Genomic DNA, 26,167 nt, shown 5'->3' on the forward strand with positions numbered 1-26,167 from the left:
GGACTGGGTGGTGCGGAGGACGAAGCCCACCTCTCCCAGCGAGCCCATCGTCCTCCCGCCGAATGACGCCTCGCGCGTCGTGACGATGATGCTCTTGAGCCTCTACCAGGTGCTCAACCACTCCAGCTCCCAGGGTCAGCCCGGGAAGAAGAGGTCCACGCCGTGAAGCTTCGTGTCCTGTTTCTCGTGGGTCTGGGAGTGCTCGGAGCCTCGGCGTGCCAGCAGGGCGGTGCCCCCGCCTCCAGCGCTCAGCCCACCCAGGCGATCCCCGCCAACGCCGCCGCTGCCGAGCCGCATGAGGCGGGCGCCAAGCTCAAGTTCAAGGATGGCGACGACCGCGAGCGCTTCTCGCTCAAGTCCAAGGACGACGGCGCGAAGCTCGTCGACGGCGCGGACAAGGAGGTCGCCCGCTACAAGTGGAAGGGCGGCGAACTCAAGGTGTCCGGTCCGGACGACGCGGTGTTGGCCTACGTCACGGGCGGCCCGGACGCGTTCCAGGTGAAGGACGCCGCGCGCTCGGCGGTGCGCTACACGCTGACGCGCGAGGGCTCCGGGTGGGTGCTCACGGATGACCAGGGCATGCTGCTCTACAGCGTGACCGCCGACGGCGGCGGCGCGTCCGTGAAGGGCGCTTCCGGCGCGGAGGCGATCCACGTGAAGGTGCGCGACGGCAAGCTGTCCCTGCGCGACCCGTCCGGCAAGACGGTGCTCGCCACCAAGCAGCCGGTGTCACCGGAGGCCGCCGCGTGCCTGGGCTTCGACTCGCTGGACCTGCCCCTGCGCATGGCCTTGCTCTTCCGCATCCAGAACCCCGCGTCGCCCTGAGCCTTCCAAGCCATGTCCCCTTCCTTCGCTTCCGCAGAGCAGTGCCTGGAGACCTCCGGCTTCCTTTTCTCCCACCCGTGTGAGCGGGGGGCGACCACGCAGTGCATGCGCTGTCAGAAGCCCATCTGCCTGATGCACATGCGCACCATCGACGGCGGGGAGGCGGTCTGCGTGGCGTGCGCGCGCGCCGCCGACAACGGCGACGAGAACCGCGACCCGTCGGATACCTCCCGCGACGACGACCCCAGCTACTACTACGAGGACTACGGCTACTACGGCCGCGACGCGTGGCGCGGCTCCGGGTCGTCGTCCTCGGGCAGCGACCCCAACGACTTCACCGAGGCCGACGGCGAGAGCGTCCGGCGCGAGGACGACGCCTCCTTCGAGGAGGACATGGGCGGGAGCTGAGCATGGCCGCGCGACATCAGCACTGGCGCCTCTACGCGCTCGGCGGAGGTCTGGGGCACCTGACGCGCGCCGCGGCCCTGGCCCGTGTGGCCGTGGCCCGCGGGCACCAGGTGGACATCCTCACCAACAGCCCGTTCGCCCCCGGCCTGCCCCTGGAGTCGTGGCTGGGCCCCGGCGCCACCGTGCACCGCGTGGACTCGCGGCTGGACAAGGCCGCCACCGTGGCGGCGGTGGGCGCGTGGCTCGCGGAGTCCACGCCGGACGTGCTGGTGGCGGATACGTTTCCCCGGGGACTCGCAGGAGAACTGGTAGCGCTGCTGCCCACGGTGCGCGCGCCGCGCGTGCTGGTGCACCGCGACCTGAACCCCGTCTACGTGGAGGGCTTCGACGTGGCCCACGCCGTGGACGCGTTCGACCTGCTCGTCGTGCCCGGTGAGGACGCGCCCTTCGCGCACCACCCGCGCGCGGTGCGGACGGCGCCGTGGCTGCTGTTGGACGCGGACGCGCTGCTGCCTCGCGAGGAGTCCCGGCGGCGGCTGGGCCTGGATGACGGGGACTCGCGGCCCGTGGTCGCGGTGATGGGCTGTGGCCGCCCGGAGGAGGTGGCGGAGGCCGGGGAGACCGTGAGCCGGCTGCGGGCGTTGCTGTCCGGACAGGCGGCGGTGATGTGGCTTGTCCCCACGGACCACGCGTCCGGGCTGACGGTCTGGCCGGCGCTCGCGGTGATGCGGGGCGTGGACGTGCTGGTGGGGGCGGGCGGCTACAACACCGTGCAGGAGGCCCGGGCCACCGGGACTCCGCTGGTGGCCTGGGCCTGGCCCCGGCTCTATGACCGGCAGGCCCTGCGACTGACGGAGGCGGAGCGGGTGGGGGACGTGGTGGAGCTGGAGGCGAAGGTCGCGTCCCTGCTCCTGCGACCGGGGTGGTACGACGCACGCCCCTCGGACTGGCTCAACGGCGTCCACGCAGCGGTGGAGGCCATCGAGCGCGTCGCGCGCTAGTGCTTGAAGCCCTGGTGGCCGGCGGCCGGCTCGATGCCGTGGGCCATGACGAAGTGGTACATCACCTGAGGGTCTTCCTTGGGGCCGCCCATCAGCTCCACCAGGAAGTGGCCCGCCTGCGGATCCGCGTCCGGATCCGGGGAGACGGAGACCTCGGAGACCTCGCGGCCCACCATCACCATCTCGCCCACCAGGGACTTGCCCTTTATGAGCTGGAGGACGTGCTGGCGCTCCTCTTCCATCAGCATCCAATGGAAGTCGTCATGGTCGAACAGTGTCATGTCGGGGGAGCCACACCGCAGGATGCAGTTGGTGTGCTCCTGGAGCCAGCGCCAGAAGGCATCGAAGTTCAGGGTGCGGGCCGGTGGGGCGAGCAGATCCATCGGGTGACCTCATCGAGAAGAGCGGGCGCCCGAACGCCGGGTGCGCATCGGGCCGCGTGTCCGTGCTGACTAACATGGCCGGGCCTCGGGAGGCCGGCTCCTTTTGCGGGCCACGTCCGGGGGTCCGGGGGCGGCCTGCCAGCATCCCGTGCGCGAATCCACGATATCGGACGCTTGTTGCTTTCCTTGGGAAGAGGTCGGCGACCACCTGGGTTGGCGCGGCCCGGAGGGAGGATGCGCGACCATGACGAAGCGGGACTCCGGCGGGCGGTTCGCGAGGAGGCGGCGATGAGCCTGCGCGCGTTTTTTTCCACCGTGGTGGGTGGGTTGGTCCTGCTCACCGTGGTGTCCGCCACCCTGCTCGTGGTGCTGACGACCGCGCTGGAGCGCATGGCTTCCACGCTGAGTGAATCCGTGGAAGGCGTCCGGCAGGCCGAGGAGCTGGAGGTGGACCTGCTCGTCCACTCGCGCCTGCTGACGTCGCCGGGTTCTCCCATGGTGGCGGACCCGTCGCGCGGGCGCTCGCCACCCCAGCTGGAGGCCGACCTGCGCCGCCAGCTGCTGGAGATGCACGCCATCGCGTCCACCCAGGAGGAGCGCCAGACGGTGGCGGAGGTGCAGCAGCAGGTCTTCGCCTACCTGGCCGCGCAGCATGCGCCGCTCGGTCCGGGGATGACCCAGGCCCAGCACGACACGTCGGCGATGTCCTCGCTGGACGCGGCGCTGCGCTCGCTGGAGCGCCTCATCGAGATCAACGTGGACCAGGCGCAGACGGCCCGGCAGAGCGCGGCGCACTGGAGCGAGATGGCCGACGTGCTGGGGCTGCTGCTGGGCCTGCTGCTCCTGGCGACGCTGGGCCTGGTGGTCTTCTGGCTGAGGCGCTTCGCGCTGCGCCCGGTGACGGAGCTGCGCAGCGCGATGGCCGGCTTCGGCCGGGGCGGGCGGCACCTGCGCGCGCCCGAGGAGGGCCCGTTGGAGATCCGCGACATGGCCCGCACCTTCAACGAGATGGCGGACAGCCTGACCCACCAGCAGGAGCAGCAGCTGGCGTTCCTGGCGGGCGTGGCGCACGACCTGCGCAACCCCCTGTCCGCGCTGAAGCTGTCCACGGCGCTGACGAACCGCGGAGAGGTCACCCCGGAGCGGATGCAGCGCACGCTGTCGCTGGTGCGAAGGCAGGTGGCGCGCCTGGACCGGATGGTGGGGGACCTGCTGGACGCGACCCGCATCGAGGCCGGCAAGCTGGAGCTCCAGCCGGAGGTGCGCGACACGCGCGAGCTGGCGCGCTCCGTGGTGGAGCTGTACCAGTCCAGCGAGTCCGGACACACGCTGGAGCTGGTGGTGCCGGACGCCGCGGTGCTGGTGCGCGCGGACCCCTCCCGGTTGGAGCAGGTGCTGAACAACCTGGTGAGCAACGCGCTCAAGTACTCCCCTTCCGGCAGCCGCGTGGAGGTGGCCGTGCGCGGGGATGGCGACCACGTGGTGCTGGCCGTGGCGGACCAGGGCATCGGCATGTCGCCGGAGGAGCTCCAGGGCCTCTTCATCCCGTTCCAGCGCGCGGGCAACGCGAAGCAGCGCGCACCAGGAGTGGGACTGGGACTGTCGGTGTCGCGGCGGATCATCGAGGCGCACGGCGGCCGCATCGAGGTGGAGAGCCAGCCCGGCCAGGGCTCCGTGTTCCGCGTCCACCTGGCCCGGGTGTCCGCCGGCCCGCCGAGGCTGCCCGCACCCTCCGATGAGGAGGAGCCCGCCAAGGAGGATTCTGGCGAGGACTCCGGCGCGGTGCACTGAAGGCCGGGGAAACCGTTGCCTGAAGCGGGCCCGGTTGAAGCGGAGGGATGCACTCCGGCGGGGCAGGGCGTACCTTGCGGCCCCATGTCAGGAGCCGTCTGGATGATGAAGCATTCCTACCGGGCCGTGCCGCTGGCCGCCCTGCTGGTGCTGGGAGGGTGCGCGGGGCGCACGCAGACCGAGCCCCCCGTGTCCCCCGCCGAGCCCGTGAGGGAGGCGCCGTCCTCCGTCGTCCAGTCGCAGGAGGGTGGCTTCAGCGTGACGTTCCCCGGCCCCGTCACCGAGGAGCGGCGCGTGCAGCCCACGGACGTGGGCGAGGTGACGCTGCACACGTTCATCGCCGCGCGCACGCAGGAGGACACCGCCTACTACGTCTCCTATACGGACTTCCCGCTCGCGGCGGTGGCGCAGGTGAGCCCGCGCGACGTGGTGGACCGGGCCAGCCAGGGCGCGCTGGAGGCGCTGGGTGCGACGGCCATCACCGCGAAGACGCTGGAGATGGAGGGCGGCTTCCCGGGCCAGGAGGTGGGGGGACTGTCCGGTCCGCGCCGCCTGCGGGGCCGCTTCTTCATGGTGGGCCCGCGCCTGTACCAGCAGCTCCTGCTGCACCCGGAGGGACGCGCGCCCCAGGACGCGGACCGCTTCTTCGATTCGTTCCGTCTGGACCCGGCCGTGGTGGGCAAGCTGGGGCAGCGGACGACCGGCGGCTGAAGGCCTTCAGTGCAGCGGGTGCACGAAGCGGCGCACCCCGGCGAGCAGGGCTTCGCGGTCGAAGGGCTTGGAGAGCACCTCGCGGATGGCGGGGTGGCGCTCCTCGCTGGAGCTGATGGCCATGACGGGGAGGTCCGCGAAGCGGGGCTCCCGGTGCAGCGCGTCCAGGAGCCGCCAGCTGTCCTTGCGCGGCGTCCACATGTCCACCAGCACCAGCGCGGGGCACGGGTGCGCTTCCAGCCACGCGAGGGCCTCGTCACCGTTCTCCGCGGCGGCGACGGTGTGCCCTTCGGCGAGGAGGATCTCCACGAGCGCGTCGCGCAGGTCTCTGTCGTCCTCGACGAGGAGGAGGGTGGGGGGCGCGCGGCTCATGGGGCCCGACGCATAGGGCAAACACGCCTGCGGTGACAGGGAACATCTGCCGGGTGCGACTGGTAGCGGGGCCGCGCTTCAGTGCTCGTCGAACATGGCCTGGAGCACGCGCCAGGCGAGCTTCAGCTCGGAGCCGGAGCGGCACGCGAGGAAGTCGCAGATCTCCGCCACGCCGTCGGTGCGCTCCATGTCGAAGGAGTGGAAGAGCGTCTTGAGGGACACGTCCAGCCCCACGGACAATTTGCCCAGCGTGTCGAGCGACGGAGAGAACGCACCGCGCTCGATGCGGCGGATGGCATCCACCGACAGGTCACTGCGTTCGGCGAGCGATTCCTGCGTGAGCGAGCGGCTGTTGCGCATGCGGCGCACATGCTCGCCAAATCGCCGGTGGAGCTTCGTCCACGTTGTGAGCCGGTTCTTCGCCATATTCGCGGCGGATAATTTGGGGACGCGCCGCACCATGTGAAGGGACCATGTTCGCGTCCGGACCTTGCATTCGTGCTGGGGTGCGGGAAACCGGTTCTTCCCCGGGGAAGCCTGGACCGGACGTGCGGTCCAGGACGGATGCGATGTCCGGGATGCCACGCCGGGGCGGCTCGCGAGGCGGCCGAGCGTGGGGTCCAGAACATGCGTGGCCCCGGGCTTTCGTCTACGCTCGCGGGCCACATGACGGTTCTCGATGTCTCGCGCGGGCTCCGGCGGGCGGGGTTGCTCGCTGTCCTGGCGGGGGCTCTGCTCCCCGGGTGCGAGTCCCGCACACCTCCTCACCGTTTCCCCCTGACGACGAATCCCGCGACGGACTCCGTGCCGCCGCCGGAGGTGAATGCCACGAGGCCCGCATCCGTGGAGGGGCAACCTGCCGCGAGCCCCGAGTCCGCGGCGACGGGCGCGGGTTCTTCGCAGGTGGTGCCTGCTTCCGCGAACCTGCCCGCGCAGGCGCCAGGCAAGGCGCGGCCGACGGCGCGCTCCGCGTTTCGCGCGCTGCCGCCCACCACCGAGCGCGCCGGACACCTGCATGCGCTGGCCACGCGGCTTCAGGCTCCGGGCGGCATGGTGGAGGACCCCTGTCTGGAGAAGGATGACGCAGGCTGCGCGCGGTCCGCGCTGACGCCGTTCTTCACCGCGCTGGATGGGCTCGTGCAGACGCCGGGGACGACGCCCACCGTCATCGCCGCGTTCGGCAATTCGCTCATCGCGGGGGACCGCATCGTGGACGTGGTCCGCGAGGAGTTCGCGGCGGGCTTCGGCGGCGCGGGCCGGGGTGTGCTGCTGGTGGACCGCATGGCTCCCTACGGCGGACGAGGGCGCACGGCCGCCGTGAGCAACGGCTGGGAGCCGCGCACGCTGGGCGAGCTGAAGGCGCCGCCGCATCCGTTTGGCATCACCGGCGTGTACCACCTGGCCACCGAGAACCGCGCCCGGGGTCGCTTCAAGCTGGAGGGCGAGCCGCGCGGGACGCTGTGGTGGATGGATGTGAAGGGCGCGGGCCGCCTCGTCGTGTCCGTGGACGGCACGGTGCTGACGCGCACGGAGCCCCAGGAGGACGGGGCCAGCCGCACCACGTCCTTCGACCTGCCCGCGGGCGCGAAGTGGCTGGACGTCACCGCGGAAGGCAAGGGCGCCATCGTGCAGGGTGTGGTGCTCCAGAAGGACGCGTCCGGCATCGTGCTGGACATGTTGGGCGTGCCGTCCGCGGATGCGACGCTATATGGCCGGCTGGAGGAGGACGCGCTGAAGGCGCAGCTTTCGCAGCGCGACCCGAAGCTGCTGCTCTTCTTCCTGGGCGGCAATGAGTCCAAGCGCCTGGAGTGGAAGCGCACGGACCTGCCCACCGTGCGCCAGGACCTGACCGCGCTGCTGCGCCGCACCCGCGCCGCCGCGCCGGGCAGCGCGTGCCTGGTGGTGGGCCCCATGGACGCGGTGCAGGACGCGCACGCGAAGGGCAAGCCGCTGACGCAGCGGCCGTTCCTGGAGGCCGCCATCCAGGTCGAGCGCGAGGTGGCGCTCGCCGAGGGCTGCGGCTTCTTCGACCTCTACACGGCGATGGGCGGCGCGGGTTCGCTCGCGCGGTTCAACCAGGCGGGGTTCATGCACGAGGACCTGGTGCATCCGCGCGGTCATGGGCTGGACCTGCTGGGGCAGCTGGTCTCGGATGCGCTGCTCGCGGGCTGGGTGAACGAGGGCGCGGTGCCGGCGCCGGCGCTCACGACCTCGCGTGAAGAGGCATCGGACACCGGTGCGAGCAGCCAGACCGCGGAGGCGGTGCCATGAAGCGGCTCTTCGTCGCGCTGTGTTTGTTGGTGGAGGCAGGGCCCGCGTTCGCGCAGGCGTCCGCCGAGAAGCCCGCGTCCGTGGCGCAGGTGCCCGCGCCCGCGCCGTCCGAGTCTGGTGAGAAGCCCGCGTCCGTGGCGCAGGTGCCCGCGCCCGCGCCGTCCGAGTCCGGTGCCAAGCTCGCGTCTCCGCCGGAGTCCAGCGCGAAGGTCGCGCCGGAGCCGGACGCGAAGGCCTCCGAGTTCTCGCCGGAGGTGCAGCGCGCGCTGGACGCGCTGGTGCGCGCGGACCTGAAGCAGGGCCCCACCGCGGGCCTGTCCGTGGGCGTGATGCGGGGCGGCCTGCGGTGGATGAACGGCTACGGCTATCGCGACGTGGCGAAGAAGCTGCCGGCCACGGTGCGCACCACGTACCGCATGGCGTCCATCACCAAGTCCTTCACGGCGGTGGCCGTGATGCAGCTGGCGCAGGCGGGCAAGCTGGACCTGGACGCGGACATCCACACGCTGGTGCCCGAGTACCCGGTGAAGCAGTGGCCGGTGACGGTGCGGCAGCTGCTGGGCCACCTGGGCGGGGTGCCCACCTATGACAGCCCGCGCGCCGGCAACAACACGAAGCCGGTGACGACGAAGGAGGCCATTGGGCTGTTCGCGGACCGGCCGCTCGTGTCGGAGCCGGGCACGCGCTACCTGTACACGACGTGGGGCTTCAACCTGCTGGGCGCGGCGGTGGAGACGGCCTCCGGCCAGCCCTACCGCGAGTACCTGCGCGACCACGTCTTCGGCCCCGCGAACATGAGCCACGCGGACGTGGATGACCTCGGCACGCGCGACGCGCAGCAGGCGGTGGGCTACCGCGTCTCGGGCGCCACGCTGAAGCCTTCGCGCTTCCTGGACGTCACCAGCCGCTTCGGTGGCGGTGGCACGCGCGCGACGGTGGAGGACCTGCTGGGCTTCGCTCGCGCGGTGCTGGACCACAAGCTGGTGACGCGCGAGACGATGGGCCGCATGCAGGCGACGATGGTGACGCGCGACGGGCACATCACCGACTACGGCATGGGCTTCGCGACCTATCCGCTGCGGGGCCACTACATCGTGGCGCACGCGGGCGGGCAGCCGGAGACGACGACGCTGCTGGTGCTTCTGCCGGCGGAGGACACGGCCATCGCGCTCGCCACGAACGTGGAGGACGAGGCGAAGCGGCTGCGCAGGCTGTCCATCCGGTTGATGGAGACGGTGCTGGACGAGGGCGCGCCGGGCCGGGGCGGCCACTTCACGGACCCCGTGGACGCGGTGGTCTACGAGGGCATGGGGCGGCTGGCGAGCTACGGGCTCGCGTACCACGACTGGGCCACGCGCGGGCCGGGCACGCTGCCACCGGAGCCGGACCTGGCGGCGGCGTTCGCGAAGGTGTCCTCGCTCTTCGAACGGGGCGCGATTGCCCGGGACGGCCGGGGCGCGATGGAGCGGATCCGCGGCGCGCACGAGCCGCGCGCCGAGTCGCTCTTCATCCGAGTGGGCGCGCACATGGCGGCCACGGTGGAGCGGGCGATGGGCGCGGAGCGGCTGCGCTCGTATCGGACCCAGGGGGCGGCGGGCTTCTTCGCGGACTACCTGGCGGCGTGCGAGACGCAGAAGTGTCCGGAGACGGAGCGCTTCAGTTCGTCCGTGCGGAGCGACGTGGCGCGCTTCGTCGCGGGGTGGAAGCGCGCGGAGGTGCCAGCGTTGAAGCGCTCGCGCCTGGAGGCGATGAAGGATCCGGAGCGGCTGTGGCCGTCGCTGAAGGAGGCGGCGGTGCGCGCCCCCGCGGTGCGGCCCGACTACACGGATGAGCTGCTGACGCTGGCGGACCGCGCGAAGCGGAAGCCGGTGGACCGGATGCGCTGGTTGGAGCGCGCGACGGAGCTGCAACCGGAGTCGATGGACGCGCACCTGGCGGAGGCGGTGGGGTTGCTGGAGGCGGACCGGGAGCAGGAGGCGATTCCCCACGTGCGTGAGGCGTTCGAGACGCCGGAGGGGTCGCTGGTGCTGTCGCCCTCGGGCTTCCTGAAGCGGCTGCTGGACACGCGGTCGCCGAAGGTGGCGAGGGGTCTGTTGCGAGCGGCGGTGACGCTGCATCCGGACTCGCCGGAGCTGTGGGAGGCGCTGGCGAAGCGCGAGCGGGGTCTGGGCGACGCGGGCGCGGCGAAGGCGGCGCTGGCCCAGGCGAAGCGAGCCCGGCAGGTCCGGGCCGCGCAGGAGGCCCGAGCTCCGAAGTCGCAGGGCGTCGTGGCTCCGGCGGGGAGCGCGCCATCGCAGGACAAGACTGGGAGCACGTCCCCCACGGTGCCGGTGGATCCGGAGTCCTCGCCGGAGCCGTAGCGCCCGCGAACCGGGCAGCCCGGGAAGGCACGACTCCCAAGCCTCCGGACCTGGATGCTGTCCCCAGGGCTGAGAAGGCGAGAACCCTGGGGCGCCTCCCCGGCGGCGGCAGGCCGCGAAAAGCTGTCCGACAGTCGGACAGCTTTTGGACCCGAGTGGCCCAGGAGCCTCCTCGCCAAACCGGGCGGCGAAACCTGTCCGACAGTTGGACGACTTTTGAAACCGAGTGGCCCAGGATCCTCCGCGCCAACCGGACCGCGGAAACTTGTCCGACAGTCGGACAGCTTTGGGAACCACGTGGCCCAGGAGCCTCCGCGCCAACCGGACCGCGGAAACTTGTCCGACAGTCGGACAGCTTTTGGAGGACCGCGGCCCGGGGGCCCGCTCCATCGGCTGCGTGCGTGACGGGACCCGGGCCGTGCGAGGATGCTCGGCGATGACGCCTTCCTGTCCCTCCTGTCAGGCCCCCTTCACCCCCGGCGCTGAAACGTGCGCGCGGTGCGGGGCCTCGCTACTTGTGGCCCCGGCTCCCGGCGGCGCCGACCCTGTCTGCGCAGTGCACCCCGAGTGGCTCGGCGTGGCCACCTGCCCACGCTGTGGCGCGTTCGCCTGTGCCCGCTGCCTGCGCCAGGGACCGGAGGGCACCGTCTGCGCCACCTGCCTCGAACGTGAACCCCTGGGCCAGCTGCCCTGGGACCAGCGCGCGGAGCTGGGGACGCTCAAGGCGTTCTGGCGGACGTGCTTCGGCATGTTGATGCGGCCCACGGAGACCCTTCGGGGCGTCAACCCCGACGCGCCCGTGAGCAGCTCCATGACCTTCGTGATGCTGTCGGCGATCGCCGGCTTCCTGTCGACGGGCATCGTCTACACCGCGCTCATCGGCATCATCCTGGGGTTCATCCCCGAGACGGAGAAGAGCGGCGCGGATCCGAAGGACTTGAAGCTGTGGATGACGGTGGTCATGGCGGCCTGGACCGTGCTCATGCCCGTGTTCAGCACCGGCATGACCCTGGCGAACGCGGGCCTGGACCACCTCATCCTCCGCATGGGCGGCGTGGAGCGCGGCTTCTCCGTGACCCTGCGCGCGCACGCCATCTCCCAGGCGCCGTACATCGTCGGCGTGATTCCCTTCGTCGCCGTGTACGCCGCGCCCTTCTGGGCCATGGGCCTGCGCGCCTTCACCTACCGCACGCTGCACCGCACCAGCTGGGGCACGGCGCTCGCGGGCGCGCTCCTGGTGCCAGTGCTCTCCTGCTGCCTCTGCGGCGGCGTCTACGGCGCCATCATGTTCGCGGCATTGAAGAGCACGGGCCAGTTCTGAGGCGCGGCTCGCGCGACTACCGCTGCCCGGTCGCCGCCGTGGCTCCGTGCGGAACCAGCGAGCTCGGCTCCGGCCAGAAGCGCGCGCTCCGGATGCCGTCGAAGGACGCCGCCAGGCGCCGCGAGCCCAGGTCGTAGACCCGCGCCTGCGTCTCGCCCGCGAGCATCAGCAGGTCCCCGCGCGCCATCGCCCGCACGGGGCTCCGGGCGGGCAGGGCGAGTCCCTCGGGTTCGCCCAGGTGGCCGTCCTCCGCTTCCCAGCGCACCGGCATCATCAGCGCGGTCTGCTCGCCCGCGGTCTGCCACGCGAACAGGGGACCGCCGCGCGACTCCACGCGAGCCCAGCCGCCGAACACGTCGTGCCCCCGGTCCGGCACCACCGCGTCGAGCCGGACCGCGTCCTGACTGCCCTCGTCCAATCCCTGCGCCACCAGCGCGTCCAGGTCCCCGGCCACCGTGGAGGACACCAGCATCTCCGTGGTGGCGAGCGCGAACACCGCGTCCGCGTCACCTCGTGTGGCCACCGTCTCGATGCGCTTCCACGCCCCCGCATCCAGCCGGTACGCGTGCGCGAGCCCCGCGCCCTCGTCCAGCTCCGGGATGGGGATGCGACGGCCCTCGAAGAGGAAGACGTCGTCACGCCGCACCAGCTCGCCTGTGTGCGCGGTCAACGCCACCAGCCGCCCCACCGAATCGAACCCCACCGCGCCCGTCAGCCCCTCCTCTGGCAGCAGCTGCGCCGAGCCCTGCCCGGACGTCAGGTCCACCGTCCACACGCGCCCGGGCCCTCGCGCGCTGCCGGCCGGGTCGCGCACCGCCGCGTGCTTGCCGTCCGGGCTCCACGCGAGCTGCAACCCGTCACACGCCGCGTCCACCGTGACGAGCGCCCTGCGTCTGCCGTCTGACTCCAGCCGCAGCCAGGTACAGCCCGACGGCGCCGCGTCCTGAAGCACCGACAGCGAGAACGGCGCCACCTTCACCGGCGCGGCCATCGGCACGGAGACAGGCACGGCCGGGGAGGCCTCCGGGGGCTTCTGGCAGGCGCTGACGAGGAGCAGGGCGCTGACGAGGCTCGAGGTGCGGACCATGTTGAAGTTCTCCCGGAAAAAGATGGTGCCCACGGAATATGTCAGAGCCGGGGAGCGTGCGGAAGACGCTCGAGCGCACATCCGGAGAGCCATTGCGCCAGGAGGGTTTGGCGAGGCCTCGTGGCCGTTGGACCGTCTGGGGGGACGTTGGGGCGCGATGTCTGGGGTTGTCGTGTCTGGATATGGCGGGGGGTGATAGTTGCCGCGTGGAAGCAATTGAGATGGTGTCTGTTTTTTTGTTGGGCACTGAGTCCATGGGCGGATGGTCTGGCAATGGCGTTGGAGCGCGGTTTGGAGAGGACTTCCTCCAAGAAGCACTACGCGTCATGCGGCCAGAGGGGGAATGGACACGGGCTCTGCTGGACCCCAGCAAGGCTCAGAAAACGGAACGCGCCGGAGGTGACCCCGCGCGGTGCCAGCCCAGCATCATGTCGTACAGCCTCGCCCTGCCGACCCTCAATCCCCAGAGGCCTCGTTCCTTCGGCCAATGCACCCACTTCGAGGAGACGCTGGTTTGCACGCTGGGTTCCATGGCCCCCAGCGCTTCGGCGAGCGTGGGGGTCACGCTGAGGCCACGGGTTCCGGGCTCCTTCTCCTATGAGGCTCGGGTGACCACGAGCCTTCTTGAGACGAGCGAAAGCAACAACGAGGCCTCGGCGGAAGTGGAGGCGCTCTGCGAATCGGATGCGCAGCTTTGTGCCCGGTTGATGAAGACATGCGGAGCGGTGAGCGCCACCGACAACTGCGGCGTCGCCCGGAGCGTCGCGAGCTGCGGAACCTGCTCCACGGGGCAGAGCTGCAACAGCAGCAACGTGTGCGAGTAGTGAGCTGAATGGCGCCGTGGGGCCGGCCTGTTCCTGGGGGCCCCCGGCGCTGTCAGCGCAACCATCCAATGTAGGAGGAGCTGGACGGCCCAGGCCACGGCGTTGAAGGGGCCAGGGGCGTACTTTTCGCGAGGAGTTGCTCCATCGGAAGGTCGCTCTCCAGGTCGTCCCGTTGCACGACGTGGAGCCGCTGGAGCCAGCCCTCACCACAGAAGCCAGGCTGGGAGTCGTCCCGGCCCACGAGGATGTTCACCAGGGCCTGGGTGTCGTCAGGCGAGAAGGCCAGGACCGTGAAGGGGGTTGCATCCTGGCGTACCCGCGAATGCGTGCGCGCATGCGGGTCCCATCGATACAGGCGCTGCGGTGGGGGCGTCACTCCCGCGCACTCCGTCGTCGGTGGCTCGGGTGTCACCTCGGTGAAGAGTCCCCCCGGGCGCTGGTTGTACCAGTTGAACCTTCCCGTGAAGGCTCCCAATGACGCCTCGAGGGTGAAGGCATCGTCCAGGGTGTGCAGGGATGCCTTTCTTCCCTGGGGAGTGGAGGTCGTGACGAAGGCATGGCCGCCGTCAGGCGAAACGGCAGGCCCTTCCGCCGGGTGTGTCCGCACGCGGCCCGTGGATACGTCCAGGACCCCCAGGCGCTGCGCCCCGGTGGTTCCGCACTGAAGGGTGAACACACATTCGTTCCGGGAAGAGGACCAGACCCACAGCTGGGGCTTTCCCTGAATGGGACCGAGCGGGACTTCCGTCACCCTGCCTGACTCGACCTCCACCCTGTAAAGCTTCAGGAGTTCGCAGTCAGGATGGGGGAGCTCCAGTGCATAGGCCAGATGCTTTCCGTCAGAGGACCAGATGAACGAACTGGCCCGGGTTCCTTTCGGTGGAGAGGGCAGGTCACGCAGGTCCACGAGGATGCGTCGGTCCGTTCCATCCGCATTGACCACGAGCAGCACGTTCCATGATTGCAAGGGTGAGACGCTCGCTCCGTCAGAAGCGGCGGGATGGCGCTCCGCATAGGCCACGCAGGTCCCATCCGGCGAGATGCAGGCCCCATTGAGGGGGCCTTCCACCTGGGGACGGTTCCAGCCCGCGAGCCGACCGCTGTCCGTGAGCGCGGTGTGCCGTAGCCCATCCAGGGATTGAATCCACAAGTCACGCCGCGGGCCCGGACGCTCCTGCTTGAAGTACAGCAACCCACGCCAGCCGGGGGCAGGAACTCGGAGCGGCTCCGCCCGGGCTCCCGTCGCTCCCTCCCGCGAGCAGCCAGCGATGGCGAGGGCTCCCATCCCTCCCAGCAAGGCACGCCGTCCCATCAGGGGCCGTGACGAAGGCAAAGGGTAGGGGGGCGGTGGGCTCATGGAGAAACCATGGCATGTATGTTCATGAGAGGCTTTGGGTCATGTTCAGAACAGACTGCCCTCCCGCCTTCGCTCACGCTCGTTGGGTGCCGCTATTGCGCGTGAAGGACGCTCGACCCTGAAGCCTACAGCGTCATGTACGCGCGGGCCGCGGGCACGGAGTAGAACTTCCCCTCTGGCAACACGTACGCGGTGAGCTTGCCGCCGTAGACGCAGCCGGAGTCCAGGCCCACCGCGAAGGGGTGCTTCTGCAGGCCGCGCATGGCGTCGTGGCCGAAGATGACCAGCTCCGGGCCCTGCCACAGGCTGCCCCACGGCTCGCCCGCCTCCAGCCGCTTCGACGGCGTCCCGTCCGCCGCGATGCTGCGCAGGTTGAAGAGGAACTCTTCCTTCTGCTCCTCGAGCGGCACCCCCGGCACCAGCCCCGCGTGCACCGCCAGCGCGTTCAAATCCGGGAAGCGCAAGTAGGAGGGCAGCCGCTCCATCCAGGCCCAGTCCGCGGCGCTCAGCGTGTCCAGCACCTGCCGGTGCTCCGGCTTGAGCTTCTTGCCCTTGGACGCGTAGCCGCCGTGCCAACGCAGCACGTGCGCGTCGTGATTGCCCTTCACCGCGTGGAAGCCGTGCTCGCGCGCCCGCCGCACCACGCCCGCGGAGTCCGGCCCCTTCGCCACCAGGTCGCCCACCAGCACCACCCGGTCGCCGGGCTGCCAGTCACACGCCTTCAGGAGCGCATCCAGCTCACTGGAACAGCCGTGCACATCTCCGATGAAGAGCGTTCGCATCCTCCCCTCTCTTTAACGCACTGGCCGAGAATGCCCTGCCGGGATTCTCGGGCGCCTCGCCGGGGGACGGGGCCTCGCGCGCCGCGTTACTCGGAGGGCGTGCGCAACAGCCGGCTCAGGCTCACGTCCAGCTGGCTGGAGATGAGCCGCAGCACGCTGTCCAACTGGGAGCGCGTCAGCCGCAGCCGCTCCGTCAGCCGCTGCCGCGTCCCGTCCAGCAGCTCCTCCTGCGCGCCCACCACCCACCGCGCCGCCGTGGAGCGGTGCACGCCGTACAACGCTCCCAGTTGGTCGATGCCCAGCCCGTCCAGGTACTTCAGCCGCAGGAAGTTGCGCTGCCGCGCGGACAGGGCCGCCAGCGCCGCCTGGAACGACGCGCTGAACTCCGCGCGGTACGTCTGCTTGAGGTACGCCAGCTCCGGATCGTCCCCCGGCGCCACCAGCATGGACAGGTCGCCGTCCTCCGACTGCGCCTGCCCCGAGCGCTGCCGCTGCCAGTCCAGCGCCAGCCACAGCGCCGCCGCGCGCACCCAGCCCGCCAGCGGCCCCGTGCCCGGGTACGCCGCCAGCCGCGCCGGAGCCTCCGCGCTCCCCACCAGCATCCGCTGCCGCAGCGCCTGACGGACCTCATCCAGTCCGGCCGGGGGCAGCCTCAGCCGCGCCACCGCCGCGTCCACCTCCGGCATCAGGCGCTGCTCGAACGTGGCCAGCGCCGAGGGCAGGCCATCCGCCGCCGCCCGGGCCAGGTACACGTCCGCCATGTGCAGCTTGCCCCAGGCGTCCTCGTGGCCGTCCGCGGGCACCAGCCGCGCCAGGTGCGCCGCGAAGCGCGAACCCTCCAGGGGGATGTCCGGCCAGGACTGCCGGGCTGTGTCCAGGGCCTGGGCCAGCCGCTCCTGGAGGACAGAGAGGGCCCCTGCCGGCTCCGTCTTTCCCCGGGCGGTCATGAAAGCCTGGGCTAAGGGCAATTCAGGTGCGGCCACGGCGGAGGACACTACCACCGGCCCCTGTCGCGCCGCCGTGTCACCCGACATGTCGCGCAGAGGCTCCCACCTGTCAGGTGTCCCCCGGGACACGCTCCGCGCCGCGCGTGTCCACCCGAACACGCCCCCCTGGCCGTGCGGGGCGCCCCCTCTCCACCCTCGTCCGCCCGAGTGGCATCCAGCCAGCGTCCAGCCCTCCGTGGCCCTCCGGCCACGGCCGCCCATGGCCTGCACTTTGCTGGTAGAGCCATCCGGGACGTGGGCTGGTGCGGAGGTGTGAACGTGGAAGAAGTCGGTGTGGGGCTCGGAGTCGGGCCTGGTGACGCGGTGTACTCCTCGTGGCTGGAGGTGAGCGCGTCCCACCTCAGGCACAACGTGGCGGCGTTCCGCGCGCTGGAGTCCACCGGCCCCACACCCCGAGCGCTGGGCGCGGTGCTCAAGGGCAACGCCTACGGCCACGGACTGGCCCAGGTGCTGCCGCTGGTGCACGAGGGCGTGGACGTCCTCTACTTCATCGCGCCGCAGGACGCGCTCACGGTGCGCACCCACGAGTCCGCGCACGGCCTGCCCGCGCGGCAGGTGGTGGTGCTGGGCGCCGTGGCTCCGGAGGAGGCCATCGTGCTGGCGCGCGAGGGCATCGACGCGGTGGTGGCGGACCGCTCCTGGGCGGACGCGGTGCCGGCCCTGCGCGCGGCGAAGTTGCCGCGTCCCCTGCGCGTGCACGTGCACATCGACACGGGGCTGGGCCGCGAGGGCTTCACGTTGGATCAGCTGCCTCGCGAGACGCAGTTCCTCGCGGACGCGCCGGACGTGTTCGAGCCGGTGGGCGTGCTCAGCCACTTCGCCAACACGGAGGACGTGACGGAGCAGGCGTACGCGCTGGCGCAGCTGGACGCGTTCGAGACCGCGCTGGGACACCTGACCGCGCAGCTGAAGCCCGCGAAGCCGTTGCAGCGGCACATCGCCGCGAGCGCCGCGGCGCTGGTGCTGCCCCGGGCGCGCTTCGAGGCGGCGCGCGTGGGCATCTCGCTGTACGGCCTGTGGCCCTCGCCGGAGACGCGGCTGTCCGCGAGGCTGGTGCTGGGCGAGCTGCCGGTGCTCAAGCCGGTGCTGTCGTGGCGGTGCAAGAGCCAGGTGGTGAAGTGGCTGCCGGCGGGCGCGTACGTGGGCTACGGCTGCACGTACCGCTGCCCGGAGCCCACGCGCATCGCTGTATTGCCGGTGGGCTACTACGACGGCTATCCGCGCCTCGCGTCCGGCAAGGCGCATGTGCTGGTGAACGGGCGGCGGTGCGCGGTGCTGGGCCGCGTGATGATGAACCACCTGATGGTGGACGTGACGCGCGCCACGACCGATGAGCGCCCGGTGACGGCCACGCTCCTGGGCCGCGATGGAGAAGAGTCCGTGTCCGCCGAGTCCCTGTCCGGCTGGGCGCAGACCATTCACTACGAGCTGGTGACACGCCTGGGCGCGCACCTGCGCCGCGTCGTCGTGGAGTAGCGCGGCCCACCGGGCCGCACCGCTGGTGCCTCCTCGTGCTCGGTGGAGCCGGGAGGGCCACCGGCATCACGCATGGCGGACCACGCCCTGGCGCTGCGGGCTACTTCCGCGGCGGGCCCTCGGTGAGGCCGGGCGACGGCGCCGTCACGAGCGCCGGGGGCTGCACCTTCCAGCGGCGGTGCAGCCACAGCCACTGCTCCGGGTGCCGGCGGATGGCGCGCTCCATCGCCGCGGTGACTCGCGCGGTGTGCTCGGTGATGGGGTCCGCGCACTCACCGGGTTGCGGCGGGAGGATGGGGCCCTCCACCTCCAGCTTGTAGCGCGCGCCAGGACCCGGAGGCCGCACGCCCATCACCACGAACACCGGCACGCCCGTGCGTTCGGCGGCCACCGCCATCGCGGGCGTCGTGGACGCGAGCCGGCCGAAGAAGGGCACGAACACCGCGGACTTCGCGGGCAGCGCCTGGTCCAGCAGCATGTACGCGGACTCGCCGCGGTTCACCGCTTCCGTAATCTCCTGGATGGCGCCCTTCGGGTAGATGAGCCCCGCGCCCGCGCCCAACCGGTTCACCGCGATGCGCGTGTTCAGCGCGCCCTTGAGCGGACGCACCAGCGCGTTGAGCGGGATGCCCCAGCGGATCAACATCTGGCCCACCAGCTCCCAGTTGCCGAAGTGCGCCGTCACCAGCAGCGCGCCCTTGCCCGTGGCCACGTGCGCCTTGAGCGCCGCCCACGCCTCCTCGCCCTCGATGCCCTGCTGGTCCCAGTCCGGCGTCATTCTGTCGCCGGAAGGCAGCGACTCCACCACCACGCGCGCCATGGTGAGGTACGCACCCCGCGCGATGTCGTGGCGCTCGGCTTCACTCTTCTCCGGCATGGCGTGCGCCAGGTTGTCCAGCGCCACCTTGCGGCGGATGCCCAGCGTGTAGGCCAGGTTCGCCACGAAGCGTGCGAGCGCATCCCGCGCTTTCGGTGACAACGCGGTGAGCAACGCCCAGACGCCTCGCGTCAGGAACGCCACGAGGGGGCCCGGCGGCGAGCCGATGATGCGGCGCAGGTGCTCCGGCGGCCTTTTCCCCTCGGGAGGGGTGTTCGTTTGCGATGGCAGCGGATGCGATGAAAGGGGAGCGGACACGGCGGCGCACTCCATCGCGAACACGACCTGACAGCAAGGCCACGCACCGCTTGCTCGTCGCTACCTTGCCAGGCTGCTCTGGTCCACACTGCGCGGCCATGCCCAACCTGCTCCGTCCGGTGGCCCTGGCCACCGCAACCTTCCTTGCGGCATGCGGTGCCCGACAGGGTAACGCTCCCGCTCCCGGTGCCGTGGAAACGCCCGCCATCCAGGCGGCCACGGCGCCCACGCCTCCCACGCTGCGGCTGCCCGAGGACGTGCGGCCCACGAAGTACGCCATCGTCTTGAAGATGGATCCGAAGGCCGAGTCCTTCGAAGGCACCGTCGACGTCATGCTGGAGGTGGCCAAGGCCACCAACGTCATCTGGATGCACGGCAAGGGCCTCATCGTGAAGGAGGCCACGCTGGAGCAGGGCGGCGTCACGCAGACGCTCAAGGCCTCCTCCTCCGGCGAGGACTTCCTCGGCCTGACGCTGGCGAAGCCGCTGGCCGTGGGCGGCGCGAAGCTGCACCTCACGTACACGGGCACCGCGTCCGAGCGTGAGACCTCCGGCGCCTTCCGCGTCAACGAGGGCGGCGACTGGTATATCTACACGCAGTTCGAGCCGCTGGGCGCGCGCCGCGCCTTCCCGTCCTTCGACGAGCCCGGCTTCAAGGTGCCGTGGCAGCTCACCTTCCACGTGCCGGAAGGCAACGTGGCCGTCACCAACACGCCGCAGCTCGCGGACGAGAAGGGCGCGGACGGCTGGCACATCTACCGCTTCGCCCCCACGCAGCCCCTGCCCAGCTACCTCATCGCCTTCGGCGTGGGCCCGTTCGACTTCCTGCCCGCGCGCGACGCGGGGCAGAAGCAGGTGAAGACGCGCATCATCACGCCGCGCGGCCGGGCGAGCGAAGGCGCGTGGGCCGCGAAGGTGACGCCGGAAATCCTGGAGCGCCTGGAGTCGTACTTCGGCATCCCCTACGCGTACGAGAAGCTGGACGTGCTCGCGGTGCCGCTGATGGGCGGCGCCATGGAGAACCCGGGCCTCGTGACGTTCAACTCGCGCCTCGCGCTGGCGAAGCCGGAGGAGGACGCCGTGTGGCGCCAGCGCGCGTTCGCGAACGTGCAGGTGCACGAGCTGGCGCACCAGTGGTTCGGCGACCTGGTCACCCTGGCGTGGTGGGACGACCTGTGGCTCAACGAGTCCTTCGCCTCGTGGATGACCCCGCGCATCGTGGAGACGTACCAGCCCACGTGGGATGCGCCGGTCGAGCGCGTGCAGTCCCGCAACGACGCGCTGGACGCGGACAGCCTCGTCGCCGCGCGCTTCATCCGCCAGCCCATCCAGAACGCGGGTGACATCCAGAACGCCTTCGACGGCATCACCTACGGCAAGGGCAGCGCGGTGCTGGCCATGGCGGAGACGTGGCTGGGCCGCGACGTCTTCCAGAAGGGCATCCAGCGTTACATCCGCGCGCACGCGGGGAAGAACGCCACCGCGAAGGACTTCCTGGACGCGCTGTCCGCCGAGTCCGGCAAGGACGTGTCCCAGGTGATGAACAGCTTCCTGGACCAGACGGGCGCGCCCTTCATCACCGCGACCCTGCTGTGCGACGGCGGCAAGCCGCGCGTGGCCCTCACCCAGCAGCGCTACATGCGCCTGGGCTCCAAGGCCCCGGAGGCGCAGTCGTGGAAGGTGCCGGTGTGCGTGAAGTACCCGGGCGCGGGCAAGGACGCCACCGCGTGCACGCTGATGACGGAGGAGAAGGCGGAGATCGCCCTGACGGAGGCGAAGGCGTGCCCGGCGTGGGTGTTCCCCAACGCGGACGGCTCGGGCTACTACCGCATGCGCCTGGCGGGTGATGCGCACGCGAAGCTGATGAAGTCCGGCCTGTCGAAGCTGTCGCGCGCGGAGCGGGTGGTGCTGCTGAGTGACTCGCTGGCGCTGGCGAAGGCGGGGCTCATGCCCGCGGCGGACGCGCTGCCGCTGCTCACCGGCGTGGCGGAGGACCCGGACCGGCAGGTGCTGGAGGCGGGCCTGGAGCTGATGGACCTGGTGTCGTCGCGGCTGCTCCCGGAGGCGCAGAACGCGGACCGCGCCCGCTACGTCCGCGACACCTTCGGACCGCGCGCGCGCAAGCTGGGCTTCAAGCCGCGCGCCGGTGAGAGCGAGGACCTGCGCCTCTTGCGTCCGCGCCTGCTGGAGCTCGCCGGCAACGAGGGCGACGACCCGAAGCTCATCGCCGAAGCGCGCACGCTGACGGAGCAGTGGCTCAAGGACCGCAAGGCGGTGGCGCCGGACGTCGTGGGCGCGGTGCTCGCCATCGCGGTGGAGCACGGGGACGCGGCCCTGCACACGAAGCTGATGGAGGCCCTGCGTGGTGAGACGAGCCGCTACCAGCGTCAGCAGTTGCTGGGCGGCCTGAGTCACGCCACGGACCCGAAGCTGGTGAAGGCGAACCTGGAGCTGCTGCTCGACCCGAAGCAGGACATGCGTGAGAACCTGTGGCTCCTGATGGGCGCGTCCCGCGACCCCCGCACCCGCGACACCGCGGTGGAGTTCCTGAAGACGAACTTCGACACGCTGGTGGGCACCGACGACAAGCCGGGCCTGCTGCCGGAGGGCATGGGCTCGCGGCTGCCGTACATGGGCGCCGGCTACTGCGACGCGGGCAAGCGCCAGGAGGTGGCCGCCCTCTTCGAGCCGCGCGTGGACAAGGTGCCCGGCTCCGAGCGCGTGCTGCGGCAGGTGCTGGAAATCGTGGACCAGTGCATCGCGCTGAAGGAGGCCCAGGGCGCGAGCATCGGGGCGTTCCTGACCGGCAAGCCGGCGAAGACTCCGCAGGCGCCGCCCGCGCCGCGGTAGTCAGTCCCTGAAACGACACCGGGTCCGCGTGACATGCACGCGGACCCGGGAGTGCCGCATGTGTCGCGGCGGGGAGGCCTACTTCCGGCCGCGCGACATGAAGGACATGAAGGCTTCCTTGGCTTCGTCGGAGGCGAGGCGCTGGACGAACTCGGCGCCCTCGCGCTTGAGGGCGGCGTCCACCTGGTCGCGCAGCGGGCCGCGGATGAGCGCCTTGGTCACCTTCAGGGCCTGGGCGGGACGCTGGGCCAGGGCGCGGGCGCGCTCGGTGGCGACCTCCTTCAGCTGCGCCTCCGGGACGGCCTTGTTGATGATGCCGGCGCGCAGCGCGGTGGCCGCGTCGAACGGGTCGCCGAACAGCAGCAGCTCCGACGCCAGCGCGAAGCCCGCCATGCGAGGCAGCAGCAGGCTGCTGGCGCCTTCCGCGCACAGGCCCAGGTTGACGAAGGGCATGTTGAAGCGCGTCTTCTCCCCGGCCACCACGTAGTCGCAGTGCAGGAGCATGGTGGTGCCAATGCCCACCGCCGCGCCCTCCACCGCCGCGAGCACGGGCTTGCTCAGGCCGGCCAGGGCGCGCAGGTACTGGAACACCGCGCTGTCCTCGCCCGTGGGCGGGTGCTCCAGGAAGTCGCCAATGTCATTGCCCGCGGTGAACGCGCCGCCCGCGCCGGACAGGAGGACCACCCGGGCGTCGTCGCGGCGGTCCGCCTCCAGGAGGGCGGCGGTGGCGGCCTCGTACATGGCGTGGGTGAAGGCGTTCTTCTTCTCCGGCCGGTTGAAGGTGACGGAGAAGACCCCGGCGTCGAGCTGCGTCAGAAGCGTGTCGGACATGGCCGGGCAGACTAACGCGCGTCGGGCCGCAGTGCGCGCAAGAGCAGCGGGGCCAGCGTCACCACCTGGTGGGGGAAGGGCAGGTCCTGCCGGTGCTCCACACTGTCCGTGCTGACCAGCCGCTTCACCGGCACGCCGTGCAGGCGCTCCAGCGCGGGGCCCACCAGCAGGGCGTGCGTGGTGGCGAGGATGAAGTCGTCCACGCAGCCCTCTCCCTTGAGCTCCTTCGCCGCCGCCGCCAGCGTGCCGCCGGTGGACACCATGTCGTCCACCAGGATGGGGCGCATGCCGCGCACCTGGCCCAAGAGGCCCAGCGTCTCCACGTCGTTGCCGCTCAGCCGCGCCTTGTGCACCACCGCCCACGGACGGCCGAGCAGCTTCGCCAGCGCCTCCGCCCGCTTCACCGCGCCCAGGTCCGGCGCCACCACCACGGTCGTGTCGGTGACGTGGGGGCGCAGCGCGTCCGCCAGCAGTGGCAGCGCGGACAGGTGCTCCAGCGGGGCGCCGAAGCAGCCCTCCAGCGCCGGGTTGTGCAGGTCCACGGTGAACACGCGCGTGAAGCGGCCATGGGACACCATGTCCGCCACCAGACGGCCGCCCAGGGGCTCGCCCGGCCGGGCCCGCCGGTCCTGGCGCGCATAGCCCACGTAGGGAATCACCGCCTCCATCGAGGCCGCGCCCGCCCGCCAGCACGCGTCCGCGAGCAGCAGCAGCTCCATCAGGTTCTCGCCCACGGGTGGGGTGGAGGACTGGAGGATGACGACGCGGCGGCCGCGCACCTCCTCCGGGGGCACCTCGATGTGCAGTTCTCCATCCGGGAAGCGCTCCCGCTTCACCCCCACCGGCTCCGCGCCGAACGCCTGGGCGAGCGCACGGCCGAGGTGGGGACTGGCACTGCCGACGACGAGGGCGATGGGCGTCATGGGCCGCACCCTAGCGCGGGAGGTGCTCGCGGTGCCCTGGCCCCCCGGGCATGCCGCCAGGAGAGCCACTGAACGTGCCTCCGCCGACACACTCCGAAGGGAAGAGCACCTTCCGGGGGTGGAGGCAGACCGATGCGTTTCCGGGACAGGGCGGAGGCGGGGCAGAAGCTCGCGGGGGTGTTGGCGCCCTACCGCTCCGGGGACGTGTGCGTCCTGGGGCTGACGCGCGGCGGGCTGCGCGTGGCGTACGAGGTGGCCCGGGCACTGAGGGCTCCCCTGGACCTGTGGGTGGCGCGGCGGCTGCGCGTGCCGGGGGGCCGCCTCATGCTGGGCGCGGTGACGGAAGGCGGCGGGCTGTACCTGGACCCCCAGGCCGCAAGCCAGGCGAAGCTGCCCGGGGAGACGCTCCAGCGCTTCGTGCACGAGGAGGTGGACGACGTGGAGCATCAGGCCCGGCAGCTGCGAGGCGGCCTCACGCCGCGGATCCGCGGCTGCACGGCGCTGCTGGTGGATGACGGGATGGTGACGGGCGCCACCGTGACCGCGGCGCTCCTGGCGCTGAAGCAGCAGGGCGTGCGCCGGCGCATCGTGGCGGTGGGCGTGGCGACGCCTCGCGCGCTGGAGCTCGTCCGGAGCCGCGCGGACGCGGTGCACGCGCTGACGCTGGACCCCACGCTGCGCGAGGTCTCCGAGGCCTACGACACCTTCCCCGCGCTCACGCAGGACGAGCTGCGGCGCTGGCTCACGCGCGCCCGGGAGGCCAGTCCCGCCCGGCCGCAGGGCGTGGCTCCGGACGTGGCGGGCGGGTGGTGGTTCTGACGGGCTTCGGGAACGGAAGCGGATGACGACGAGGACATGAGGAGGGCGTATGGATGTGGAAACCGTGCATGCGGATGACCGCAGGCCCCGGACGCACTGGGAGCACTTCACGCGTGAGGAGCTGCTTGGGGTGCGGGGCGTGGGCCGCTCCATGGAGCAGGCCTTCGAGATGGCGGCGCTGGGACTCTGCGCGTTGGTGACGGACCCGCGCAGCGTGGAGGCGCACGAGGAGCTGGAGGTGGACTGCCAGTCCTCGGACCATGACCAGCTGCTCGCGGACTGGCTGCGGGCGGTGGTGGGCGCGATGGCCGGACGGCGCCTGCGCTTCCAGTGCTTCGTGGTGCGGCTGGACGGGCTGAACCTCTTCGGCCACGGCTTTGGCGAGCGCGCGGGACAGGCTCGCCATGGCACGCACGTGGCGGTGACGGGCGCGTCGCTCACCGAAGTGTCCGTGCGCCAGGGGCCGGAGGGCGTGTGGACCGCCGAGGCGCTGGTGGACTTCTAGGGAGGCAGGCGGGCGCGGCGGGACGATTCGTCCACGGAGGGGGTGCGCCGGGGCTCCGGGCTGCTATAGGGGGCGTCTTCCTCTTCGCGACCAGGACCCTCCGGACATGGCTTCCCGTGACATCCGCTTTGTATGGCTCGACCTGGAGATGACCGGGCTGGACCCCAATACCTGCGGCATCATCGAGGTGGGCATCATCGTCACCGGCCCGGACCTGCGCCCCATGGGCGAGTTCGAGCGCGTCGTCTGGCAGCCGGAGGAGATGCTCCAGCGCATGGAGCCCGTCGTGCGCGAGATGCACACGAAGAACGGCCTGCTGGAGAAGGTGCGCGCGTCCACGTCGTCCCTGCGCGTGGTGGAGCGCGAGGTGACGTCCTTCATCGCGGACTACTGCGACCTGGGCGAGGGCATCCTCGCGGGCAACTCCATCCACACGGACCGGCGCTTCCTCATCGACCACATGCCCATGGTGGACCGCTACCTGCACTACCGCATGGTGGACGTGACGAGCCTCAAGGTGATTACTCGCGCCTGGTACCCGGCGCTGGTGGAGCCGCGCAAGCCGCCCAGCGGGCACACCGCGCTCGCGGACCTGCGCTCCAGCATCAGCGAGCTGCAGTACTACCGCGACGTCCTCTTCCGCGCGACGCCTGGCTAATCGCAGCCTTCAGGCGAGGGCTCCGTCCGCGGGCAGCTGCTTCGCGATGGTGCCCAGCAGGTCGTCCAGCTCGAAGGGCTTGGCGAGGAAGTGGGAGCTGGCGCGGCGCTCCTCGTCCGTGAGGCGGCCCGCGCTCATCACCACCACGGGCAGGTCGCACAGGTCCGGATGGGCGCGGATGCGGCGCAGCAGCTCTCCGCCGTCCATCACCGGCATCATCAAATCCAACAGCACCAGGTCCGGCTTGGAGGTCATGAGCCGCTGGAGACCCTCGTCGCCGTTGTACGCGGTGACGATGTCGTAGCCTTCGAGGGACAGGATGTCCTCGAGCGCCTCCACGATGGCGAACTCGTCGTCCACGATGAGCAACCGCTTCATGCGCGGGCCCCCTCCACCGCACGCACTCGGCCCGGGACCCCTGTCGGCCGGGAGGCCGGGGGCGGGCTGGACGGGATGCGGGCGGTGTCGGAC

Annotated in this window: 25 protein-coding genes; 14 read left to right on the forward strand and 11 right to left on the reverse strand. The window is 71.3% G+C overall.

Annotated features, from left to right (window positions below; all coding sequences use genetic code 11):
* Positions 1 to 162 precede the first annotated feature (162 nt).
* From D7Y11_RS28690 to D7Y11_RS28700, 3 genes are all read left to right on the forward strand, one after another.
* Positions 163 to 825: a hypothetical protein gene (locus D7Y11_RS28690; RefSeq protein WP_120578996.1), complete on the forward strand. Its 663-nt coding sequence runs from the start codon at positions 163 to 165 to the stop codon at positions 823 to 825.
* Between the two features lie 105 nt (positions 826 to 930).
* On the forward strand, positions 931 to 1,233 hold the full coding sequence (locus tag D7Y11_RS28695; protein WP_233605118.1) for a hypothetical protein: 303 nt from the start codon (positions 931 to 933) through the stop codon (positions 1,231 to 1,233).
* Between the two features lie 2 nt (positions 1,234 to 1,235).
* Positions 1,236 to 2,234, forward strand: coding sequence for a hypothetical protein (locus D7Y11_RS28700; RefSeq protein ID WP_126935286.1), 999 nt, complete (start codon positions 1,236 to 1,238; stop codon positions 2,232 to 2,234).
* On the opposite strand, the gene D7Y11_RS28705 is transcribed toward D7Y11_RS28700, so the two are convergent.
* Positions 2,231 to 2,617: a serine/threonine protein kinase gene (locus D7Y11_RS28705; protein WP_120578999.1), complete on the reverse strand. Its 387-nt coding sequence runs from the start codon at positions 2,615 to 2,617 to the stop codon at positions 2,231 to 2,233. The two genes, D7Y11_RS28700 and D7Y11_RS28705, sit on opposite strands and share 4 nt — an antisense overlap.
* A gap of 234 nt (positions 2,618 to 2,851) precedes the next feature.
* Between D7Y11_RS28705 and D7Y11_RS28710 the strand changes: the two genes are divergently transcribed.
* Both D7Y11_RS28710 and D7Y11_RS28715 read left to right on the forward strand, forming a co-directional pair.
* The gene (locus D7Y11_RS28710) at positions 2,852 to 4,408 is read left to right on the forward strand and encodes a HAMP domain-containing sensor histidine kinase (protein ID WP_306770470.1); all 1,557 of its coding nucleotides are present in this window, start codon (positions 2,852 to 2,854) and stop codon (positions 4,406 to 4,408) included.
* 102 nt (positions 4,409 to 4,510) lie between these two features.
* Entirely contained in the window at positions 4,511 to 5,119 is a 609-nt protein-coding gene (locus D7Y11_RS28715; protein WP_233597233.1) for a hypothetical protein, read from the forward strand.
* 6 nt (positions 5,120 to 5,125) lie between these two features.
* Here D7Y11_RS28715 and D7Y11_RS28720 read toward each other — a convergent pair whose 3' ends face one another.
* Positions 5,126 to 5,491, reverse strand: coding sequence for a response regulator (locus D7Y11_RS28720; protein ID WP_120579001.1), 366 nt, complete (start codon positions 5,489 to 5,491; stop codon positions 5,126 to 5,128).
* 78 nt (positions 5,492 to 5,569) lie between these two features.
* Positions 5,570 to 5,953, reverse strand: a complete 384-nt coding sequence (locus D7Y11_RS28725; RefSeq protein WP_169821116.1) for a helix-turn-helix domain-containing protein — start codon at positions 5,951 to 5,953, stop codon at positions 5,570 to 5,572.
* A 381-nt stretch (positions 5,954 to 6,334) separates the two neighbouring features.
* On the opposite strand from D7Y11_RS28725, the gene D7Y11_RS28730 reads away from it, so the two are divergent.
* The 3 genes from D7Y11_RS28730 to D7Y11_RS28740 all read left to right on the forward strand — a co-directional run bounded on the left by D7Y11_RS28730 (position 6,335) and on the right by D7Y11_RS28740 (position 11,443).
* Positions 6,335 to 7,762, forward strand: a complete 1,428-nt coding sequence (locus D7Y11_RS28730; RefSeq protein ID WP_233607418.1) for a GDSL-type esterase/lipase family protein — start codon at positions 6,335 to 6,337, stop codon at positions 7,760 to 7,762.
* Complete coding sequence (locus tag D7Y11_RS28735; protein WP_126935288.1) at positions 7,759 to 10,122, forward strand: serine hydrolase domain-containing protein; 2,364 nt, start codon at positions 7,759 to 7,761, stop codon at positions 10,120 to 10,122. Before D7Y11_RS28730 ends, D7Y11_RS28735 begins: the two co-directional genes overlap by 4 nt.
* A gap of 577 nt (positions 10,123 to 10,699) precedes the next feature.
* Positions 10,700 to 11,443, forward strand: a complete 744-nt coding sequence (locus tag D7Y11_RS28740) for a YIP1 family protein (protein WP_233597236.1) — start codon at positions 10,700 to 10,702, stop codon at positions 11,441 to 11,443.
* Between the two features lie 16 nt (positions 11,444 to 11,459).
* Here D7Y11_RS28740 and D7Y11_RS28745 read toward each other — a convergent pair whose 3' ends face one another.
* A complete protein-coding gene (locus D7Y11_RS28745) occupies positions 11,460 to 12,530 on the reverse strand; it encodes a hypothetical protein (RefSeq protein ID WP_126935289.1) in 1,071 nt (356 codons plus the stop codon).
* A 608-nt stretch (positions 12,531 to 13,138) separates the two neighbouring features.
* Here D7Y11_RS28745 and D7Y11_RS28750 point away from each other — a divergent pair.
* On the forward strand, positions 13,139 to 13,354 hold the full coding sequence (locus D7Y11_RS28750; protein ID WP_126935290.1) for a hypothetical protein: 216 nt from the start codon (positions 13,139 to 13,141) through the stop codon (positions 13,352 to 13,354).
* Between the two features lie 52 nt (positions 13,355 to 13,406).
* Here the strand turns inward: D7Y11_RS28750 and D7Y11_RS28755 are convergent, their stop codons facing one another.
* From D7Y11_RS28755 to D7Y11_RS28765, 3 genes are all read right to left on the reverse strand, one after another.
* Entirely contained in the window at positions 13,407 to 14,030 is a 624-nt protein-coding gene (locus D7Y11_RS28755) for a hypothetical protein (RefSeq protein WP_126935291.1), read from the reverse strand.
* Between the two features lie 806 nt (positions 14,031 to 14,836).
* Positions 14,837 to 15,493 carry a metallophosphoesterase gene (locus D7Y11_RS28760; protein ID WP_120579007.1) on the reverse strand — a complete coding sequence of 219 codons (657 nt, stop codon included), beginning with the start codon at positions 15,491 to 15,493 and terminating at the stop codon, positions 14,837 to 14,839.
* A gap of 86 nt (positions 15,494 to 15,579) precedes the next feature.
* Entirely contained in the window at positions 15,580 to 16,440 is an 861-nt protein-coding gene (locus D7Y11_RS28765) for a sigma-70 family RNA polymerase sigma factor (RefSeq protein WP_121754553.1), read from the reverse strand.
* Between the two features lie 318 nt (positions 16,441 to 16,758).
* Here D7Y11_RS28765 and alr point away from each other — a divergent pair, with 318 nt between their 5' ends.
* Positions 16,759 to 17,976: an alanine racemase gene (gene alr / locus D7Y11_RS28770; protein ID WP_199753814.1), complete on the forward strand. Its 1,218-nt coding sequence runs from the start codon at positions 16,759 to 16,761 to the stop codon at positions 17,974 to 17,976.
* Positions 17,977 to 18,076: 100 nt separating this feature from the next.
* On the opposite strand, the gene D7Y11_RS28775 is transcribed toward alr, so the two are convergent.
* Positions 18,077 to 19,126: a lysophospholipid acyltransferase family protein gene (locus D7Y11_RS28775; RefSeq protein WP_120579018.1), complete on the reverse strand. Its 1,050-nt coding sequence runs from the start codon at positions 19,124 to 19,126 to the stop codon at positions 18,077 to 18,079.
* Between the two features lie 176 nt (positions 19,127 to 19,302).
* On the opposite strand from D7Y11_RS28775, the gene D7Y11_RS28780 reads away from it, so the two are divergent.
* Positions 19,303 to 21,960: a M1 family metallopeptidase gene (locus D7Y11_RS28780; protein WP_306770471.1), complete on the forward strand. Its 2,658-nt coding sequence runs from the start codon at positions 19,303 to 19,305 to the stop codon at positions 21,958 to 21,960.
* Between the two features lie 78 nt (positions 21,961 to 22,038).
* Here D7Y11_RS28780 and D7Y11_RS28785 read toward each other — a convergent pair whose 3' ends face one another.
* The gene (locus D7Y11_RS28785; protein WP_126935294.1) at positions 22,039 to 22,791 is read right to left on the reverse strand and encodes an enoyl-CoA hydratase; all 753 of its coding nucleotides are present in this window, start codon (positions 22,789 to 22,791) and stop codon (positions 22,039 to 22,041) included.
* Positions 22,792 to 22,802: 11 nt separating this feature from the next.
* On the reverse strand, positions 22,803 to 23,723 hold the full coding sequence (locus tag D7Y11_RS28790; protein ID WP_120579012.1) for a ribose-phosphate pyrophosphokinase: 921 nt from the start codon (positions 23,721 to 23,723) through the stop codon (positions 22,803 to 22,805).
* 123 nt (positions 23,724 to 23,846) lie between these two features.
* On the opposite strand from D7Y11_RS28790, the gene D7Y11_RS28795 reads away from it, so the two are divergent.
* The 3 genes from D7Y11_RS28795 (at position 23,847) to orn (ending at position 25,696) form a co-directional block, all read left to right on the forward strand.
* Entirely contained in the window at positions 23,847 to 24,533 is a 687-nt protein-coding gene (locus tag D7Y11_RS28795; protein ID WP_120596964.1) for a phosphoribosyltransferase, read from the forward strand.
* Between the two features lie 49 nt (positions 24,534 to 24,582).
* Entirely contained in the window at positions 24,583 to 25,038 is a 456-nt protein-coding gene (locus tag D7Y11_RS28800) for an archease (protein ID WP_121758020.1), read from the forward strand.
* A 106-nt stretch (positions 25,039 to 25,144) separates the two neighbouring features.
* On the forward strand, positions 25,145 to 25,696 hold the full coding sequence (gene orn / locus D7Y11_RS28805; RefSeq protein ID WP_120579015.1) for an oligoribonuclease: 552 nt from the start codon (positions 25,145 to 25,147) through the stop codon (positions 25,694 to 25,696).
* Between the two features lie 9 nt (positions 25,697 to 25,705).
* Here the strand turns inward: orn and D7Y11_RS28810 are convergent, their stop codons facing one another.
* Entirely contained in the window at positions 25,706 to 26,074 is a 369-nt protein-coding gene (locus D7Y11_RS28810) for a response regulator (protein WP_120579016.1), read from the reverse strand.
* Between the last annotated feature and the right edge of the window lie 93 nt (positions 26,075 to 26,167).

Source organism: Corallococcus sp. AB018, from assembly GCF_003986945.1.
GTDB classification, from domain to species: Bacteria; Myxococcota; Myxococcia; order Myxococcales; family Myxococcaceae; genus Corallococcus; species Corallococcus exiguus.

Coding starts and splice junctions, on each gene's coding strand:
- D7Y11_RS28695 (WP_233605118.1), top strand. CDS start 931: ATGCGCTGTCAGAAGCCCATCTGCCTGATGCACATGCGCACCATCGAC.
- D7Y11_RS28700 (WP_126935286.1), top strand. CDS start 1,236: ATGGCCGCGCGACATCAGCACTGGCGCCTCTACGCGCTCGGCGGAGGT.
- D7Y11_RS28705 (WP_120578999.1), bottom strand. CDS start 2,617: ATGGATCTGCTCGCCCCACCGGCCCGCACCCTGAACTTCGATGCCTTC.
- D7Y11_RS28710 (WP_306770470.1), top strand. CDS start 2,852: ATGCGCGACCATGACGAAGCGGGACTCCGGCGGGCGGTTCGCGAGGAG.
- D7Y11_RS28715 (WP_233597233.1), top strand. CDS start 4,511: ATGATGAAGCATTCCTACCGGGCCGTGCCGCTGGCCGCCCTGCTGGTG.
- D7Y11_RS28720 (WP_120579001.1), bottom strand. CDS start 5,491: ATGAGCCGCGCGCCCCCCACCCTCCTCCTCGTCGAGGACGACAGAGAC.
- D7Y11_RS28725 (WP_169821116.1), bottom strand. CDS start 5,953: ATGGTGCGGCGCGTCCCCAAATTATCCGCCGCGAATATGGCGAAGAAC.
- D7Y11_RS28735 (WP_126935288.1), top strand. CDS start 7,759: ATGAAGCGGCTCTTCGTCGCGCTGTGTTTGTTGGTGGAGGCAGGGCCC.
- D7Y11_RS28745 (WP_126935289.1), bottom strand. CDS start 12,530: ATGGTCCGCACCTCGAGCCTCGTCAGCGCCCTGCTCCTCGTCAGCGCC.
- D7Y11_RS28760 (WP_120579007.1), bottom strand. CDS start 15,493: ATGCGAACGCTCTTCATCGGAGATGTGCACGGCTGTTCCAGTGAGCTG.
- D7Y11_RS28765 (WP_121754553.1), bottom strand. CDS start 16,440: ATGACCGCCCGGGGAAAGACGGAGCCGGCAGGGGCCCTCTCTGTCCTC.
- D7Y11_RS28775 (WP_120579018.1), bottom strand. CDS start 19,126: ATGGAGTGCGCCGCCGTGTCCGCTCCCCTTTCATCGCATCCGCTGCCA.
- D7Y11_RS28785 (WP_126935294.1), bottom strand. CDS start 22,791: ATGTCCGACACGCTTCTGACGCAGCTCGACGCCGGGGTCTTCTCCGTC.
- D7Y11_RS28795 (WP_120596964.1), top strand. CDS start 23,847: ATGCGTTTCCGGGACAGGGCGGAGGCGGGGCAGAAGCTCGCGGGGGTG.
- D7Y11_RS28800 (WP_121758020.1), top strand. CDS start 24,583: ATGGATGTGGAAACCGTGCATGCGGATGACCGCAGGCCCCGGACGCAC.
- orn (WP_120579015.1), top strand. CDS start 25,145: ATGGCTTCCCGTGACATCCGCTTTGTATGGCTCGACCTGGAGATGACC.
- D7Y11_RS28810 (WP_120579016.1), bottom strand. CDS start 26,074: ATGAAGCGGTTGCTCATCGTGGACGACGAGTTCGCCATCGTGGAGGCG.